Raw genomic sequence first — 14,002 nt, 5'->3', positions numbered from 1 at the left:
ACCTCGCGATGTTCGTGCGCTTTGGCTATGAAATCGGCATTCGTTGCCCGCAGCCGACCCCGATGATGACCTATCTTTCCGTCGTGCCGGAACGGCGCTCATGCCTGCGGCGCGAGCATGGTCCAGTCTCTTCGCCGATCGTGAAGATGGAGCAGATCACTGATCCGCATGGCAACACCTGCTTCCGGATGACTGTGCCCGAGGGCGATTTCAAGCTCTGCTATGATGCGGTGATAGAGGATGACGGCAGGCTCGACGCCACGGACCCATTGGCGGATGCGGTGCCGGTCGAGAACCTGCCCGCCGAGTGGCTGCCTTATCTTGCAGCCAGCCGCTACTGCGAAACGGACCGGCTTGGCGCGCTTGCCTGGCGTCTGTTCGGCGATGTGCCAGCCGGCTGGGAGCGCGTCCAGGCGATTTGCGATTATGTCCATGAACGCCTCGTTTTCAGCTACGGCTATGCGCAGGCGATGCGCACGGCACTCGAGGCGCATGAGGATCGCGTCGGTGTCAGCCGCGACTACGCCCATCTGGCGATCACCCTCTGTCGCTGCATGAACATGCCGGCGCGCTACGTGAACGGCTATATGGCCGATATCCCCGCGAGCGAACATCCTGCGCCGATGGATTTCAATGCCTGGTTCGAGGTCTATCTCGGCGATCGCTGGCATACGTTCGACGCCAAGAACAACCAGCGGCGGGCGGGGCGCATCGCGGTTGCCCGCGGCCGTGATGCCGCCGACATTCCGCTGATCCAGACCTTCGGCAAACATGAGCTCACCGCTTTCACCGTCTGGACCTGCGTCGAAACGGATAGCGCGCTCAAAGGCTCGCATCGCGCCTCCGACGTTTCGCTGCTCACCCCATGGTTCAGCGAAACCTGGGCGAAGCATCTTCAGGACCGCGACCGCAACCGCCATTGATGAGCGCGATGGCGGCGAACCGATTTTTTACGATTTATGCGATTTGCGGAATTTAATATCTACAAACTCAATGGAAAATATAGGAGAACAAGACAGTCGATGGGCCGTGGCCCTCGCAGGAACGGAGAGACGCGATGAACGCAGCGAAACCGATGATCCAGTCCCGCTACGCACTCTACGGGACCACACCGCAACGCCGCTCACATGTTCATCTCGTTCCGCACGCAATTGCCATCGTTGCCGCCTTCTCTTTCGTCAGCGCCGTCGTGGTCGGCGCCTTCTGACGGCAGCCTCAGCTTTGCCGTGACAGATGCTCGTGCACGGCAAGCCACTCTCCTGACGATTTCCGCTCGAACACGATCGTTTCCCGTTCGTCCGCGGTTGCGGGCTCTCCATTGAATTCCAGTTCGGTCTCGACCCGGTGGGTGAAGACCGCGACATTGCCCACCGTCTGCACATTTCGCTCGCTCGACCGGCAGGCGCGCACGCGAAAACCGTCCCGTTCCTCCCAAAGCGACCACTCGGCCTCGTACTCCGCCCTGCTTTTCAGCGGTCGGTCGAGCGTGTGGAAGATGAAGGTCGCATCCGGCGCGAACGCGGAGAAATAGGCTGTCCGGTCATGCCTGGCGAAAGCGGCAACCAGCCGGTCGGCGGCCTGAAGCACCGACTGTTCGAGATTTTTCATGGGGTTCCCTCTTTATCCGGAAGCAGACTGCTCCGGTGGTCTTCGTGATGGTCAGCGCACTGCAATGAGCGTCGCCAGCGGGCGGTTCTGCCGTGAGACGCGCGCTTTGAGATCGTCGAGCGACATGGTTTCGCGCTTCGCGAACTCGGTGAACATCATGTTGAGATTGTTGAAGAACATCTCGCCGACCGCCTCGGCATCGACATCAAGTGCGACGACGCCCTTGGCCTGAAGTTTGCGGATCAGCGTCGAAACCTGCTCGCATAGCCGACGATCGAGTTCGGTGTAGCGCTTGCTGAACGGGCTCTCCGGCTGCTGGATGGCGATCGCCATGGCGGTGCGCCACATCTCCTTGCTGAGATAGTGGAGCGAGTGATCGTAGTATTCGCCGATCAGCGCATCGAGTGCGCCCATGACGGAGGCGGGCGGGTTGTCGACGATCGATCCGCCGCCGGCGAGCACCTCCTCGACTTCCATCGATACGGTGGCGAGCAGGATGTCGCCCTTGTTTTCATAGTAGTTGTAGAAGGTTCCGACCGAAATTTCAGCGCGCTCGGCAATGTCCTCGATGCGTGCGCTGTCGTAGCCGACTTCGCGAAAAAGCGCGGCGGCGGCGTCGAGAATTCGCCTGTTGCGATCCGCCTTTTGCCGTGCGCGCAGCCCTGTCATTCCAGTGTTTCCCAGAATTATGAATTGGTTCAAAATTGAGATTGACTTAAAAAATGAATTCATTCAATCTTTTTTTGAAGACGCCGAAACGAGCGTCAAAACAAGAGGGCAACAGCATGATGCAGTCAGTTCGTGACGGTGCGCGCCTGCGCCGTTTTTTCTCCTCCACGGCCGCAATCGCGATCGCCGCTCTGTCGACGGTCGCGGCCCCCGCGCCGGTCTTTGCCCAGGAAGAGCTCAATGCGCTCGTCTGGTGCGACCACACCGATCCGGCGCTTCTTGAGCCGTTCGAGAAGGCCAATGACGTGAAGGTCAACGTCAAGGTTTATGAGGGTACCGGGGCAGGGCTCTCGATCCTCGACCAGTCGCAACCGGGCGACTGGGACGTGCTCGTGATCGACGGCGTCGACGTGCACCGGGCCATCGACCTCGATCTGCTTGCCGAAATGCCGGCCGATGCGTTGCCGACCGCCGACATTTTCCCGGAAGTGCGCATGGAGGCCAACAACACCAAGGACGGCAAGACCTACGCCGTCACCGAGAAGTTCGGCTACAACACGATTTCCTACGACAAGACCAAGGTCGACCCGAAGGACATGCAGGACCTTTCGGTTATCTGGTCGGATAAATACAAGGGCCGCATAGCGCTCTACGACTACTATCTGCCGATGATCGGTCTCGTCGGGCTTGGCCTCGGCAAGAAGACCGCCGATCTGAGCGACGCGGACATGCCGGCGATCAAGGAAAAGCTCGCGGCAATGCGGGCCGTTTCCAAGCAGGTGAGCGACGTCGTCTCCTCGCAGACCGCGCTTGCGACCGGCGAAGTCGACATTCTCGTCGGCGGCGGCGAATGGATCACCGCTGTTCTCTCGGCCGACAAGCCCAGCCTCGACTGGACCATCCCCGAGCAGGGCGCTGTGCGCTGGGCGCAGTCGATCGGCGTCATGAAGGATTCGACCAAGCAGGAGCTGGCGCTGAAGTTCGTGCAGTACATCGTGAGCCCCGAGGGCCAGGCGCGGCTTGCGACCTCTTCCTGCTACTGGGCGATGCCGGCCAATGCCAAGGCGGGTGAACACCTGACCGACCAGCAGAAGGCGGCACTGCGCTTCGACCAGCAGGCCGAATATCTGAAGAAGACGCAGCTCTATCCGATCCCGTCGGCCGAACTCGACCAGCAGTTCCAGGACGCCTGGACGGAAATGCTGCAGCAGTAATGAAAGCAGCGGGCGCGATGTGTCGCGCTCGCCCTTCTTCTTCGCTCGCCGAAATCCTTTGATCTGGGACGGTAATGGCAGACACCGCTTTGACATCAGCGACAGCGCTTGAAGACGCCGACCGGCGCAAGGCCTGGGGCTTCGTTGCTCCAGCGCTTCTGTGGACCGTCGCCTTCTTCGTCGTGCCCTTCGCCTTCATGGCGGCGATGAGCCTCTGGAAGCGGGAGGGGCGGGACATCGTCCATGCCTGGAACTTCGACAACTACGTCCGCTTCTTCTCCGAAAACGCGCTGTTCCGGGGGCTCGTCAACTCGCTCGAAATCACCGTTACCGTCACGGTGATCTCGGTGCTGCTCGCCTATCCGCTCGCCTGGATCATCGCCGAGCGCGTGCCGAAGCGGCTGCAGCGCATGGCGCTGATCCTGGCGATCCTGCCGTTCTGGACCTCCTATGTGGTGCGCTCCTATTCCTGGCTGCTGGTGTTATCGAAGAACGGCGTGATCAATCAGGTCTTCATGAGCATCGGCCTTATCTCCGAGCCGCTGGAGCTGGCGAGCACGCGCACGGCCACGGTCATCGGCTTCGTGCACTTCTTCGTCATGCTTTTGACGCTGACGATCTATTCCAACCTGATCCAGCTTTCGCCAAACTACCGCCGCGCGGCCGCAGACCTCGGCGCCAATGCCTTCCAGACCTTCTGGCATGTGGTGCTGCCCTTGACGCTGCCCGGTATCATGACCGGCGCCTTCCTTACCTTCGTGCTTTGCATCGGCGACTACGTCACGCCGCAGATCCTCGGCGGCAACAACGAGCTGGTGCTGCCGCAGATCATCATGCTGCAGCTCGGGCGCCGGGCGGATTTCCCGATGGCAGCGGCGCTGTCGATCGTGCTGATGCTCGCCGTCACCGTCGCCTATCTCGCCTGCGCTCGCTGGCTGAAGATCGAGAGGGCCTGACGATGCTGCGCCAGATCTCCGCAAGCGTGCTCTCCTGGACCTATCTCGTCCTCGTCTATGCCTTCATCTTCCTGCCGGTTGCCGTATTGGTGCTGTTCTCGTTCCAGGATGGTCGCCTGCCGGTGCCGCCGTTCAACGGCTTTTCGCTGCAATGGTACGAGGCGGTTTTCGCCGACCGCAAGCTGATGGCAGCGCTTGGTAACTCGATGGTCGTGGCGCTCGTCTCCTCGGTCATCTCCGTGCTGCTCGGCTTTCTCGCAGCCTATGCGCTCGCGCGCTACAAGCTGCCCGGCTCGGCGCTGCAAAGGGGACTGCTGATCGCGCCGATGACGGTCAGCTACCTGATCATCGCGCTTGGCCTTTTGTCGCTCATGAACGCGCTGCATATCCCGCTGTCGCTGATGACGGTCGGCATCGGCCATGTGGTGATCAACCTGCCGCTCTGCTTTGCCATCATCTATGCCTCGATGGGGGATCATCACATCAACATCGAGCGGGCGGCGCGCGATCTCGGCGCCAACGATTTCAAAGTGATGGCGCTGGTGACGGCGCCGATGCTGATGCCGTCGATCCTTGCTGCCTTCTTCCTTTCCGTCACCTTCAGCTGGGACGAGTTCATCATCGCCTTCCTGCTGTCGCGCTTCGACGTGACGCTGCCCGTCGAGATCTGGAGCATGCTGCGCTCCGGCCTCAACCCCAAGACCAATGCCATCGGCTCGCTGGTGTTCTTAGCCTCTGTCGCCGTGCTCCTCATCCTTGAGCTTTCCCTGTTCGGAAGGACGAAAAAACAATGACCGCTCCTGTCTCGATCGAAAACGTCAGCAAGATCTTCGGTGCCTTCACGGCCCTGGATAACGTTTCCCTCGATATCCGGGCTGGCGAGTTCATCGTGCTGCTCGGGCCGTCCGGCTGCGGCAAGACCACGCTTCTGTCGATCCTTGGTGGCTTTCAGTCGCCAAGCGCGGGACGCGTGACGATCGCGGGGCAGGACATGACCTATGTGGCGCCGGCCAAGCGTCCGACGACGACGATGTTCCAGGACTATGCGCTGTTTCCGCACATGTGCCTTGTCGACAATGTCGGCTTTGGCCTCAGGATGCGCGGCCTTGCCAAGGCCGAGCGGGACGAAAAGGCGCTCGGTTTCCTCGATCTCGTCGGTCTGAAGGCTTCCGCCGGCAAGCGGCCGCACGAGCTCTCGGGCGGCCAGCGCCAGCGCGTGGCGCTCGCCCGCGCGCTTGCCGTCGACCCGGATGTGCTGCTTCTCGACGAACCGCTCGGCGCGCTCGACCTGAAACTGCGCCGCCAGATGCAGGACGAGCTGAAGGCGATCCAAAAGCGCGTCGGCACGACCTTCGTGCACGTCACCCACGACCAGGAAGAGGCGATGGCGATCGCCGACCGGATCGTGGTGATGAACCAGGGCCGTATCGAGGATTTTGGCCCGCCATCGGAGATCTATATGCGCCCGCGCTCGCTGTTTTCGGCGGGCTTCATGGGCGAGGTCAATTTCGTTTCCGGCCGTGTGGCGGCGGCGGACGCCAGCTCCGCCCGTGTCGAAACCCCGCTCGGCAGCCTGGCGCTGCCGACCGGCAACTTTACCGCATCGTCGCCGAAGGCCGGCGACCGGATTACGCTCACCATCCGGCCGGAACACTTCCGCGCTGACGACAAGGCAGAGGGTCCGACAGTGGCGCTTGGTGAGGCGCGGGTTGCCGGCAGCGCTTTCTTCGGCACGCATTACCGCTGCCACCTGCAGCCCTGTGCGGCGGATACGAGGGCGCTGGTCGCGCACCTGCCGCAATCGGCAAGCGTGCGCGAGGGCGAGATTGTGCCGCTTGCCGTGCGCGCCGCCGACGTCGTAGCCTTGCCCGCCACGGGTGGACATGCGTAGCATGATGCAGAGAATTGCACCTCAGGACTGGTACCGGGTGAGGCGGCTCGACGACGGCGTCACCGCTATCGATGAGCCCTATATCCAGGAATTCTACCGCTGCAACATCTGGCATGTGCGCGGCCGCGACGGCGATATGCTCGTCGATAGCGGCATGGGTGTCGTGTCGCTCCGGCAATGGGTGTCCCTCGTCACCGAACGCGCCTTGGACGCCGTCGCCAGCCACACCCACTTCGACCATATCGGCTGCCATCACGAGTTCGAGTGCCGCTGCGTGCATTCGGCCGAGGCGGAACTGCTGGCGCATCCGACGCGCAAGAACACGCTCGCCGACCCCTACGTCGCCGACGAGATCTTCGACGCGCTGCCGCCCGAGCCCTACGCCTCCACTACCTATGCGGTGAAGGCGGCGCCGGCGACGCGGCTGCTCGAAGACGGCGACCATATCGATCTCGGCGACCGCGTCTTCGAGGTGATCCACACGCCCGGCCATTCGCCCGGCGGGATTGCGCTCTTCGAGGCGAAGACCGGGATCCTGTTCTCCGGCGACATCCTCTACGATGGCCCGCTGATCGAGGACACTTATCATTCCAACGCCGACGACTATCTGGCGTCGATGGAACGGCTGCTGAAGATACCCGCGCGTATCGTTCACGGCGGACATTTTCCGAGCTTTTCGGGTGAGCGTTACCGAGCGCTAATCCTTGAATGGCTTGCTGAAAAACAAAAGACAAACTGACGGGAAGGAGGAGCGAATGCTCGACAAACGCAAGTTCTACATCAACGGCACCTGGGTGGATCCCATCGTCGCCAACGACCTCGAGGTCCTGAACCCGGCAACGGAAAAGCCGGTTGCGGTGATCTCCATGGGCGCGGCCGAGGACATCGACCGGGCCGTTGCTGCGGCCAAGAAGGCCTTTGCGACCTATAGCCGGACGAGCGTCGAGGAGCGACTGGCGCTGCTTGAAAAGCTGCTTGCCGTCTACAAGCGCCGCTATGACGAGATGGTCGACACCATCACCATGGAACTCGGCGCGCCGAAGACTATGACCCGTGAGCAGCAGGCCGATGTCGGCGTCGGCCACCTGCAGGGCTTCATCGATGCGCTGAAGCGCCTGAAGACCCGCGACCGGCTGCCGAACGGCGACGTGATCCTGCGCGAGCCGATCGGCGTCTGCGGCCTGATCACGCCCTGGAACTGGCCGATCAACCAGATCGCGCTGAAGGTGGTGCCGGCGCTCGCGACCGGCTCGACCTGCGTGTTGAAGCCGAGCGAGTTCACGCCGCTCAATGCCATGCTTTACGCTGAAATGGTGCATGAGGCAGGCTTCCCGGCCGGCGTCTTCAACCTCGTCAACGGCGACGGCATCAACGCCGGTGCCGCGCTGTCGAAGCATCCCGACATCGACATGATGTCGTTCACCGGCTCGACCCGCGCCGGCATCGCCGTCAGCAAGGATGCCGCCGAAACGGTCAAGCGCGTGACGCTGGAGCTCGGTGGCAAGTCGCCGAACATCGTCTTTGCCGACGCCGATCTCGAAGACCGCGTCACCGGCAGCGTGCTCGAATGCTTCAACAATTCCGGCCAGTCCTGCGACGCGCCGACCCGCATGCTGGTGGAGCGTGGCGTCTATGACCAGGTGGTTGAGATCGCCAAGCGCGTCGGCCGCGAGGCGAAAGTCGGAGACCCGACGCAAGAGGGCGGCCATATCGGACCGCTCGTCAGCCACATCCAGTTCGGCCGGGTGCAGGCGCTGATCGAAGCAGGCATTGCCGAAGGCGCGCGGCTGCTCGTCGGCGGTGCCGGCAAGCCGGAGGGCTTCGAGACCGGCTACTTCGTCAAGCCGACGATCTTTGCCGACGTCAACAACGAGATGCGCATCGCCCGCGAGGAAGTCTTCGGTCCGGTGCTGGCGATCATCCCCTTCGACACCGAGGAGGAGGCGATCGCGATTGCCAACGACACCAACTACGGCCTTGCCGCCTATGTGCAGACGGGCAACCCGGAGCGGGCCGAGCGCGTCGCCGGACGCCTGCGCGCCGGCATGGTGCACATCAATGGCGGGCCGCACCGCTACGGCAGCCCGTTCGGCGGCTACAAGCAGTCCGGCAACGGTCGCGAAGGCGGTATGTTCGGCCTTGAGGACTTCCTCGAAGTGAAGACCGTTCACGTTCCCGACGCTGCCTGAATACAGCGCTACGTCCTTGAACGACGGCCGTCGCAATCTGCGGCGGCCGTTTTTTCTTTCAGGCTTCGGCGCTTGCAGGGCTGTCACCGGTCGTCCGCATCTGGTAGCTCGTCGGCTTACCGCCCCAGACGACCGCGCCCTTCCGGATGCCTCCCGTGACCCAAGCTTCCCATTCCCATAATCGCGTTGCCATGGCTGCCCTTCTCATTGGCGGCGCTGCGATCGGCGGCTCGCCGATCTTCGTGCGGCTGTCGGAAGTCGGGCCGATGGCGACCGCCTTCTGGCGCGTGGCGCTGGCCTTGATCCCGCTTCTCGCCTGGACCTGGTTTCGTCCCGAGGGCGCCGGGGGGCGGCGACCGGAAAAGCTCTCGGAATATGCGCTTCTGGTCCTGCCGGGCGTGTTTCTCGCGATCGATCTCGGTGCCTGGCACTATGCGTTGACCAAGACATCGGTCGCCAACGCCACGCTGCTTGCCAATCTCGCGCCCGTCTTCGTGACGCTCACGAGCTGGCTTTTGTTTCGCTCGCGCGTCAGCGCCGTCTTCGCCCTCGGCCTCGCAACGGCAGTCGCGGGCGTGGTGATCCTCAAGGGCGGCCCGATGGCGCTGGGTGACGGCAATCTGCTCGGCGATGGCGTGGCCGTCGTCGCGGCGATGTTCTACGCCGGCTATATTCTGGCGATCGGGCAGCTGCGCAGCCTGTTCAGCACCGTGCGCATCATGATCTGGAGCACGGCTTCGGCTGCGATCTGCATGCTGCCGATGGCCGTCCTGTTCGAGCCGTCGCTGTTGCCGCCGACCGCCTTCGGCTGGGCGATGCTTTTCGGGCTCGCCTTCGTCAGCCATGCCGGCGGGCAGGTGGCGATCACCTACGCACTCGCCTATCTGCCGCCCGCATTTTCGTCGCTGACCCTGCTGTTGCAGCCGGTCGTGGCGGCGATCCTCGCCTGGCTCCTGCTTGCCGAGCCGGTCGGGCTGATGCAGGCGATCGGCGGGGCGATCGTGCTTCTCGGCATTTTGATCGCGCGGCGCGGATAACGCCGCGCGACTACGTTCCGATCAGAGACCGGGTGGCGTGAAGTTCGCCAGCCGCTCTTCAAGCTTGCGGATCGTTTCGGCGTCGGCATTGGCGAAGGCAAAGCGCAGGTAGTTCTCCTGGCCTTCGCCGAAATAGTCGCCGGGCAGGCAGACGACGCCGGCGAGCTTGGCCAGCTTCTCGGCGATGAACTGCGAATCGATATCCGGGTAGGGGTGGCGGACATAGGCGAAATAGGCGCCGACGGCTTGCAGCTTCCACTTCGGCAGGCGGCTCATGACGTCGCGCAGCGCATCGGCTCGTGCCGCGATTTCGGCGCGGTTCGTCTGACGCCAGTCGGCAAGAGCCGGGATTGCCTTCGCGACCGCGGCCTGGGCTGAGCGCGGCGCGCAGATCTGCAGGTTGTCCATGATCTTCGTCACCTGCTCGATGACGGCAGGGCCGGCGGTGATCGCGCCCAGGCGATGGCCCGGGATGCAGAAAGACTTGGAAAAGCTGTAGAGGCCGATGAAGCTATCCTGCCAGCCTTCGGTGGCCAGCAGGCCATGGGGCGCTGCGGAGGCATCGGGCAGGAAGTCGCGATAGGTTTCGTCGAGGATCAGCCAGACGCCCTTGGAACGGCAGGCCTCGTAGATACGGGCGAGCAGCTCCGGCGGGTAGACGGCGCCGGTCGGATTGTTGGGCGAGACCAGCGCGAGCGCCCGGATGCCGGGGTGAAGTGCCGCGGCAATTGCATCGACCTCCGGCAGGAAGCCGGCGCCGGCATCGCAAGGTACGAGCTCGACATTGATGCCGAGCATCGACAGCGTCGTTTCCTGGTTGAAGTAATAGGGGTTGGTCATCAGGATCGTATCGCCCGCGCCGGCAATGGCCATTGCCGTGCAGATGAAGGCCTGGTTGCAGCCCGAGGTGATGTGGATGTTGTCGGCGGCGACCGCAGCACCATAGAGGCCGGCGACATGCGCCGCATAGGCCTCACGCAGCTCCGCTTCGCCTTCGATCGCGCCATAGCCGGTGTAAGCGGTTGAGGCTGCAGCCTCACCGAGCCAGGCCAGCATGTCCGGATGGGCGGGATAGCCGGGCACTGCCTGCGACAGGTCGATCAGCGGGCCACGGGAGCCATCGTAGGACTTCGCCCAGGCCAGCACCGAGGGCACGGGCGGCGGCGAGAGCTTTTCGACGAGCGGGTTGAAATGCGGCATGACGGGTGTTCCTGTGGGTTAGGCCTTGGCTTTGCGTTTCTGCGGACGATCGGTGCGGCGAGCACGACTCGGCGCCGAAACCGGCTGAAAACCGTTCTTCTCCGATTTACGATCTGTCGGCTCGGATTTCGAGGTGCGGCTGCGAATAATCGTGCGCGCCGATGTCTGCAGTTCCGGCATCGGGTCGCTTTCGAGGGTTTCGAACATCCAGTCGATGAAGATGCGCACGATCGGTGCCGCCAGCACCTCGTTGCGGCAGGCGACGAAGAAGGCGTCGTTGGCGGGCACCGTCAGGTCGAAAGGGGCGATCAGTTCGCCGCGCGCGATCAGGCTGCCGGCGGTAATCGTATCGCCGAGCGCGACGCCCTGGTTGTGCAGTGCGGCCTCGGTCGAAAGCCGTGCGTCACTCATGAAATGCTGCTGGCCGCGCTGCAGGTCGCTGGCATCCGCCGCCGCAAGCCAGGTGTTCCATTCGCGGCCATCGTCGCCATGCAGCATGACGTGGTCGCGCAGGTCGCGAACCGAGCGCAGTGGCCGCATGTTGAGCAGGGTCGGGCTGACGACAGGGAAAAGTTCGAGACGGCTCCAGAGCTTGGCCCAGGCGCCGGACCAGTTGCCGTCGCCATAGATCAGGCAGACGTCGACGTCGGGCGAGTGGAGATACGCCTCGTCGTTAGAGGCGATTAGCGTCAGACGCACGTCCGGATATTGCTCGGTGAAAAGGTGCAGCCGCGGGATCAGCCAGAAGGAAAGCAGCGCCGGGACGCAGGTGATGCGCAGTTCGCCGCTCGTCGTCGGCCGCGTCATCGCTGCGGTCGCCGCCGCGATTTCGGCAAAGGCGTGGGTGACCGCCGGCAGCAGCAATGCCCCCTGCGGAGTCAGCTTCAGCCGCTTGCCGCCGCGCTCAAACAGCGCCGCCTTGACCGAAAGTTCGAGCGCGCGGATCTGGTGGCTGATCGCACCGTGGGTGACGTTGAGTTCACGCGCCGCGGCCGAAACGGAGCCCCGCCGCGCCGTCGCTTCGAAGGCGCGCAAGGGGTTGAGGGGAGGCAGGCGGCTGGACAAATCGGGGTGTTCCGGCGGTTGCTGTGATGTGAATTTTTCTCACACGAAACGCTATAACAATGTCAATTGATTTTCTAGGGGAATTGCCGCCTAATATTCATCAACAAAGGCGAAAACGCCTGGGGAACATGAACGCGCCGGACGAGCCGGCACCTTCCGCAGACAGATATCTGTGGCGCCTTCGCGCGCATGCCTCAGGCTATGGAAGACGGAGGATTGAATCGATGGCCTGGAACGACAACAAGCTTGCCGAACTGAAGGCAAAGTATGGCGAAAGCCATGGCGGCGAGCTGTTCGACCCGACCTTCCGCAAGGTCGCCGACAAGATCTTCAACAAGAGCGGCACACGTCTCGCGCCCTATTCCGGCATCCCGACCTTCCTGACGGCGCCGCACATGCCTGTTGACGCGGAGAACCCGGATTTCGGCAATCTGCAGGTGGCGATCGTCGGCATTCCCATGGATCTCGGCGTCACCAACCGTCCGGGCTCGCGCTTTGGACCGCGGGCGCTGCGCTCGATCGAGCGTATCGGCCCTTATAACCACGTGCTCGGCTGCACGCCGGTTCAGGAACTCCGCGTCGCGGATATCGGCGACGTGCCGTTCCAGAGCCGCTACCGGCTGGAACTCAGCCATGAGGACATCGAGAAGCGCATCAACCAGATCGTCGATTCCGGCGTGCTGCCGCTGTCGGTCGGTGGCGACCACTCGATCACCCACCCGATCCTGAAAGCGGTCGGCAAGAAGCGCCCGGTCGGCATGATCCACATCGACGCGCATTGCGACACCGGCGGCGCCTACGACCTCACCAAGTTCCACCATGGCGGTCCGTTCCGAAACGCGGTGCTCGACGGCGTGCTCGACCCGACCCGCGTCGTGCAGATCGGCATCCGCGGTTCGGCCGAATATCTTTGGGAGTTCTCCTACGAGTCCGGCATGACCGTCATCCATGCGGAGGAAGTGACCGGTCTCGGCATTCCCGCGATCATCGAGAAAGCGAAGAAGATCGTCGGCGACGGCCCGACCTATCTGTCCTTCGACATCGACAGCCTCGATCCATCCTTCGCGCCGGGTACCGGCACGCCGGAAGTCGGCGGTCTGACGACCCGCGAAGTGCTGGAATTGATCCGTGGCCTCAAGGGCATCAACCTCGTCGGCGGCGACGTCGTCGAAGTGGCGCCGCAATATGACTCGACCACCAACACGGCCCATGCGGGCGCGCAGGTGCTCTTCGAAATCCTGAGCCTCATGGTCTTCAGCCCGGCGATCACGGGCAAGTCCGCCTGAGGCCTGACTAAGGGTTCGTCGGCTGCCGGACCGGAAACGGCGGCCGACCACCAGACTGCACAATCACAAAGCTTCCGGGTAGGGGAATTACCATGACGATCCATGCAAAACTGAAAACAGCCTTCGCCGCCGCCCTGATGCTCGGGGCCGCCGCAGGCATCGCCAAGGCCGACGCGCTCGCCGATATCAAGTCCGCCGGCCAGATCAATGTCGGCATCTTCTCCGACTTCCCGCCGTTCTCCTCGGCCAGCGCCGACATGAGCATCAAGGGCTACGATGTCGACGTCGCGCAGCAGATCGCCGATGATCTCGGCGTCAAGCTCAACCTCGTCAGCGTCACAGGGCAGAACCGCATTCCCTATCTCAACGACAAGCGCGTCGACATCCTGATGAGCGTCGGCTTCTCCAAGGAGCGCGCCGAGGTGATCGACTTCGCCGCGGCTTACGCGCCTTACTACATTGCCGTCATCGGCCCGGCGGAACTGAAGGTTGCCGGCAAGGAAGACCTTGCCGAGAAGACCATCGCCGTCAATCGCGGCACGCTGGAGGACACCTCGCTCACCGAGGCAGCCCCGGCCAATGCCGACATCCAGCGCTTCGACAACTACAATGCTGTGATCCAGGCCTTCATCTCCGGCCAGACGCAACTGATGGTCGTCGGCAACGACGTCGGCGCCCAGGTGCTGGCCCGCCAGGAAGCGTTGAAACCGGAGCAGAAGTTCCAGCTTCTGACCTCGCCGTCGCATATCGGCCTCAACAAGAGCGAGGAAGGCCTGAAGAAGGCGGTCAACGACTCCGTTGCCAAAATGCTCTCGGACGGCAAGTTGAACGCGAGCTCGGAGGCCTGGCTGAAGACGCCGCTCAACCCCGACAACCTCAAGGACTAA

General features: G+C 63.1%; 16 protein-coding genes. 11 read left to right on the top strand and 5 right to left on the bottom strand.

Annotated features, from left to right (window positions below; genetic code table 11):
* Positions 1–8 precede the first annotated feature (8 nt).
* A complete protein-coding gene (locus tag ASE71_RS26835; protein ID WP_034798891.1) occupies positions 9–923 on the top strand; it encodes a transglutaminase-like domain-containing protein in 915 nt (304 codons plus the stop codon).
* Positions 924–1,057: 134 nt separating this feature from the next.
* The gene (locus ASE71_RS36565; RefSeq protein WP_034798890.1) at positions 1,058–1,207 is read left to right on the top strand and encodes a hypothetical protein; all 150 of its coding nucleotides are present in this window, start codon (positions 1,058–1,060) and stop codon (positions 1,205–1,207) included.
* Positions 1,208–1,215: 8 nt separating this feature from the next.
* On the opposite strand, the gene ASE71_RS26830 is transcribed toward ASE71_RS36565, so the two are convergent.
* Both ASE71_RS26830 and ASE71_RS26825 read right to left on the bottom strand, forming a co-directional pair.
* On the bottom strand, positions 1,216–1,608 hold the full coding sequence (locus tag ASE71_RS26830) for a YybH family protein (RefSeq protein ID WP_034798887.1): 393 nt from the start codon (positions 1,606–1,608) through the stop codon (positions 1,216–1,218).
* A gap of 51 nt (positions 1,609–1,659) precedes the next feature.
* A complete protein-coding gene (locus ASE71_RS26825) occupies positions 1,660–2,277 on the bottom strand; it encodes a TetR/AcrR family transcriptional regulator (RefSeq protein WP_034798885.1) in 618 nt (205 codons plus the stop codon).
* A 119-nt stretch (positions 2,278–2,396) separates the two neighbouring features.
* Between ASE71_RS26825 and ASE71_RS26820 the strand changes: the two genes are divergently transcribed.
* The 6 genes from ASE71_RS26820 (at position 2,397) to ASE71_RS26795 (ending at position 8,527) form a co-directional block, all read left to right on the top strand.
* The gene (locus tag ASE71_RS26820; protein WP_060520358.1) at positions 2,397–3,491 is read left to right on the top strand and encodes an ABC transporter substrate-binding protein; all 1,095 of its coding nucleotides are present in this window, start codon (positions 2,397–2,399) and stop codon (positions 3,489–3,491) included.
* 74 nt (positions 3,492–3,565) lie between these two features.
* Positions 3,566–4,447 carry an ABC transporter permease gene (locus ASE71_RS26815; protein ID WP_060520337.1) on the top strand — a complete coding sequence of 294 codons (882 nt, stop codon included), beginning with the start codon at positions 3,566–3,568 and terminating at the stop codon, positions 4,445–4,447.
* Between the two features lie 2 nt (positions 4,448–4,449).
* A complete protein-coding gene (locus tag ASE71_RS26810; protein ID WP_034798882.1) occupies positions 4,450–5,241 on the top strand; it encodes an ABC transporter permease in 792 nt (263 codons plus the stop codon).
* Complete coding sequence (locus ASE71_RS26805; protein WP_060520338.1) at positions 5,238–6,338, top strand: ABC transporter ATP-binding protein; 1,101 nt, start codon at positions 5,238–5,240, stop codon at positions 6,336–6,338. Before ASE71_RS26810 ends, ASE71_RS26805 begins: the two co-directional genes overlap by 4 nt.
* A gap of 4 nt (positions 6,339–6,342) precedes the next feature.
* Positions 6,343–7,077 (top strand): MBL fold metallo-hydrolase, encoded by a 735-nt coding sequence (locus ASE71_RS26800; protein WP_060520359.1) that lies wholly within the window; start codon positions 6,343–6,345, stop codon positions 7,075–7,077.
* Positions 7,078–7,093: 16 nt separating this feature from the next.
* Positions 7,094–8,527 carry an aldehyde dehydrogenase family protein gene (locus ASE71_RS26795; RefSeq protein ID WP_060520339.1) on the top strand — a complete coding sequence of 478 codons (1,434 nt, stop codon included), beginning with the start codon at positions 7,094–7,096 and terminating at the stop codon, positions 8,525–8,527.
* Between the two features lie 58 nt (positions 8,528–8,585).
* Here the strand turns inward: ASE71_RS26795 and ASE71_RS37455 are convergent, their stop codons facing one another.
* Complete coding sequence (locus ASE71_RS37455; protein WP_256385289.1) at positions 8,586–8,720, bottom strand: hypothetical protein; 135 nt, start codon at positions 8,718–8,720, stop codon at positions 8,586–8,588.
* Between ASE71_RS37455 and ASE71_RS26790 the strand changes: the two genes are divergently transcribed.
* Entirely contained in the window at positions 8,674–9,564 is an 891-nt protein-coding gene (locus ASE71_RS26790) for a DMT family transporter (protein WP_413814654.1), read from the top strand. The genes ASE71_RS37455 and ASE71_RS26790 overlap by 47 nt on opposite strands.
* A gap of 21 nt (positions 9,565–9,585) precedes the next feature.
* Here ASE71_RS26790 and ASE71_RS26785 read toward each other — a convergent pair whose 3' ends face one another.
* The gene (locus tag ASE71_RS26785; RefSeq protein WP_060520341.1) at positions 9,586–10,764 is read right to left on the bottom strand and encodes an aminotransferase; all 1,179 of its coding nucleotides are present in this window, start codon (positions 10,762–10,764) and stop codon (positions 9,586–9,588) included.
* An 18-nt stretch (positions 10,765–10,782) separates the two neighbouring features.
* Entirely contained in the window at positions 10,783–11,829 is a 1,047-nt protein-coding gene (locus ASE71_RS26780; protein WP_034798872.1) for a LysR substrate-binding domain-containing protein, read from the bottom strand.
* A gap of 224 nt (positions 11,830–12,053) precedes the next feature.
* On the opposite strand from ASE71_RS26780, the gene speB reads away from it, so the two are divergent.
* Complete coding sequence (gene speB / locus ASE71_RS26775; RefSeq protein ID WP_060520342.1) at positions 12,054–13,115, top strand: agmatinase; 1,062 nt, start codon at positions 12,054–12,056, stop codon at positions 13,113–13,115.
* Between the two features lie 92 nt (positions 13,116–13,207).
* The gene (locus tag ASE71_RS26770) at positions 13,208–14,002 is read left to right on the top strand and encodes a transporter substrate-binding domain-containing protein (RefSeq protein ID WP_034798868.1); all 795 of its coding nucleotides are present in this window, start codon (positions 13,208–13,210) and stop codon (positions 14,000–14,002) included.

The organism is Ensifer sp. Root954, assembly GCF_001429005.1.
GTDB classification, from domain to species: Bacteria; Pseudomonadota; Alphaproteobacteria; order Rhizobiales; family Rhizobiaceae; genus Ensifer; species Ensifer adhaerens.
The sequence above is the reverse complement of the archived record's forward strand: the minus strand, read 5'-3'. Positions and strand labels throughout refer to the sequence as shown.

Bases quoted from the DNA above. Each gene is read 5' to 3' on its own strand.
- ASE71_RS26835 (WP_034798891.1), top strand. From the start codon at position 9: ATGTTCGTGCGCTTTGGCTATGAAATCGGCATTCGTTGCCCGCAGCCG.
- ASE71_RS36565 (WP_034798890.1), top strand. From the start codon at position 1,058: ATGAACGCAGCGAAACCGATGATCCAGTCCCGCTACGCACTCTACGGG.
- ASE71_RS26830 (WP_034798887.1), bottom strand. From the start codon at position 1,608: ATGAAAAATCTCGAACAGTCGGTGCTTCAGGCCGCCGACCGGCTGGTT.
- ASE71_RS26825 (WP_034798885.1), bottom strand. From the start codon at position 2,277: ATGACAGGGCTGCGCGCACGGCAAAAGGCGGATCGCAACAGGCGAATT.
- ASE71_RS26820 (WP_060520358.1), top strand. From the start codon at position 2,397: ATGCAGTCAGTTCGTGACGGTGCGCGCCTGCGCCGTTTTTTCTCCTCC.
- ASE71_RS26815 (WP_060520337.1), top strand. From the start codon at position 3,566: ATGGCAGACACCGCTTTGACATCAGCGACAGCGCTTGAAGACGCCGAC.
- ASE71_RS26810 (WP_034798882.1), top strand. From the start codon at position 4,450: ATGCTGCGCCAGATCTCCGCAAGCGTGCTCTCCTGGACCTATCTCGTC.
- ASE71_RS26805 (WP_060520338.1), top strand. From the start codon at position 5,238: ATGACCGCTCCTGTCTCGATCGAAAACGTCAGCAAGATCTTCGGTGCC.
- ASE71_RS26800 (WP_060520359.1), top strand. From the start codon at position 6,343: ATGCAGAGAATTGCACCTCAGGACTGGTACCGGGTGAGGCGGCTCGAC.
- ASE71_RS26795 (WP_060520339.1), top strand. From the start codon at position 7,094: ATGCTCGACAAACGCAAGTTCTACATCAACGGCACCTGGGTGGATCCC.
- ASE71_RS26790 (WP_413814654.1), top strand. From the start codon at position 8,674: ATGCCTCCCGTGACCCAAGCTTCCCATTCCCATAATCGCGTTGCCATG.
- ASE71_RS37455 (WP_256385289.1), bottom strand. From the start codon at position 8,720: ATGGCAACGCGATTATGGGAATGGGAAGCTTGGGTCACGGGAGGCATC.
- ASE71_RS26785 (WP_060520341.1), bottom strand. From the start codon at position 10,764: ATGCCGCATTTCAACCCGCTCGTCGAAAAGCTCTCGCCGCCGCCCGTG.
- speB (WP_060520342.1), top strand. From the start codon at position 12,054: ATGGCCTGGAACGACAACAAGCTTGCCGAACTGAAGGCAAAGTATGGC.
- ASE71_RS26770 (WP_034798868.1), top strand. From the start codon at position 13,208: ATGACGATCCATGCAAAACTGAAAACAGCCTTCGCCGCCGCCCTGATG.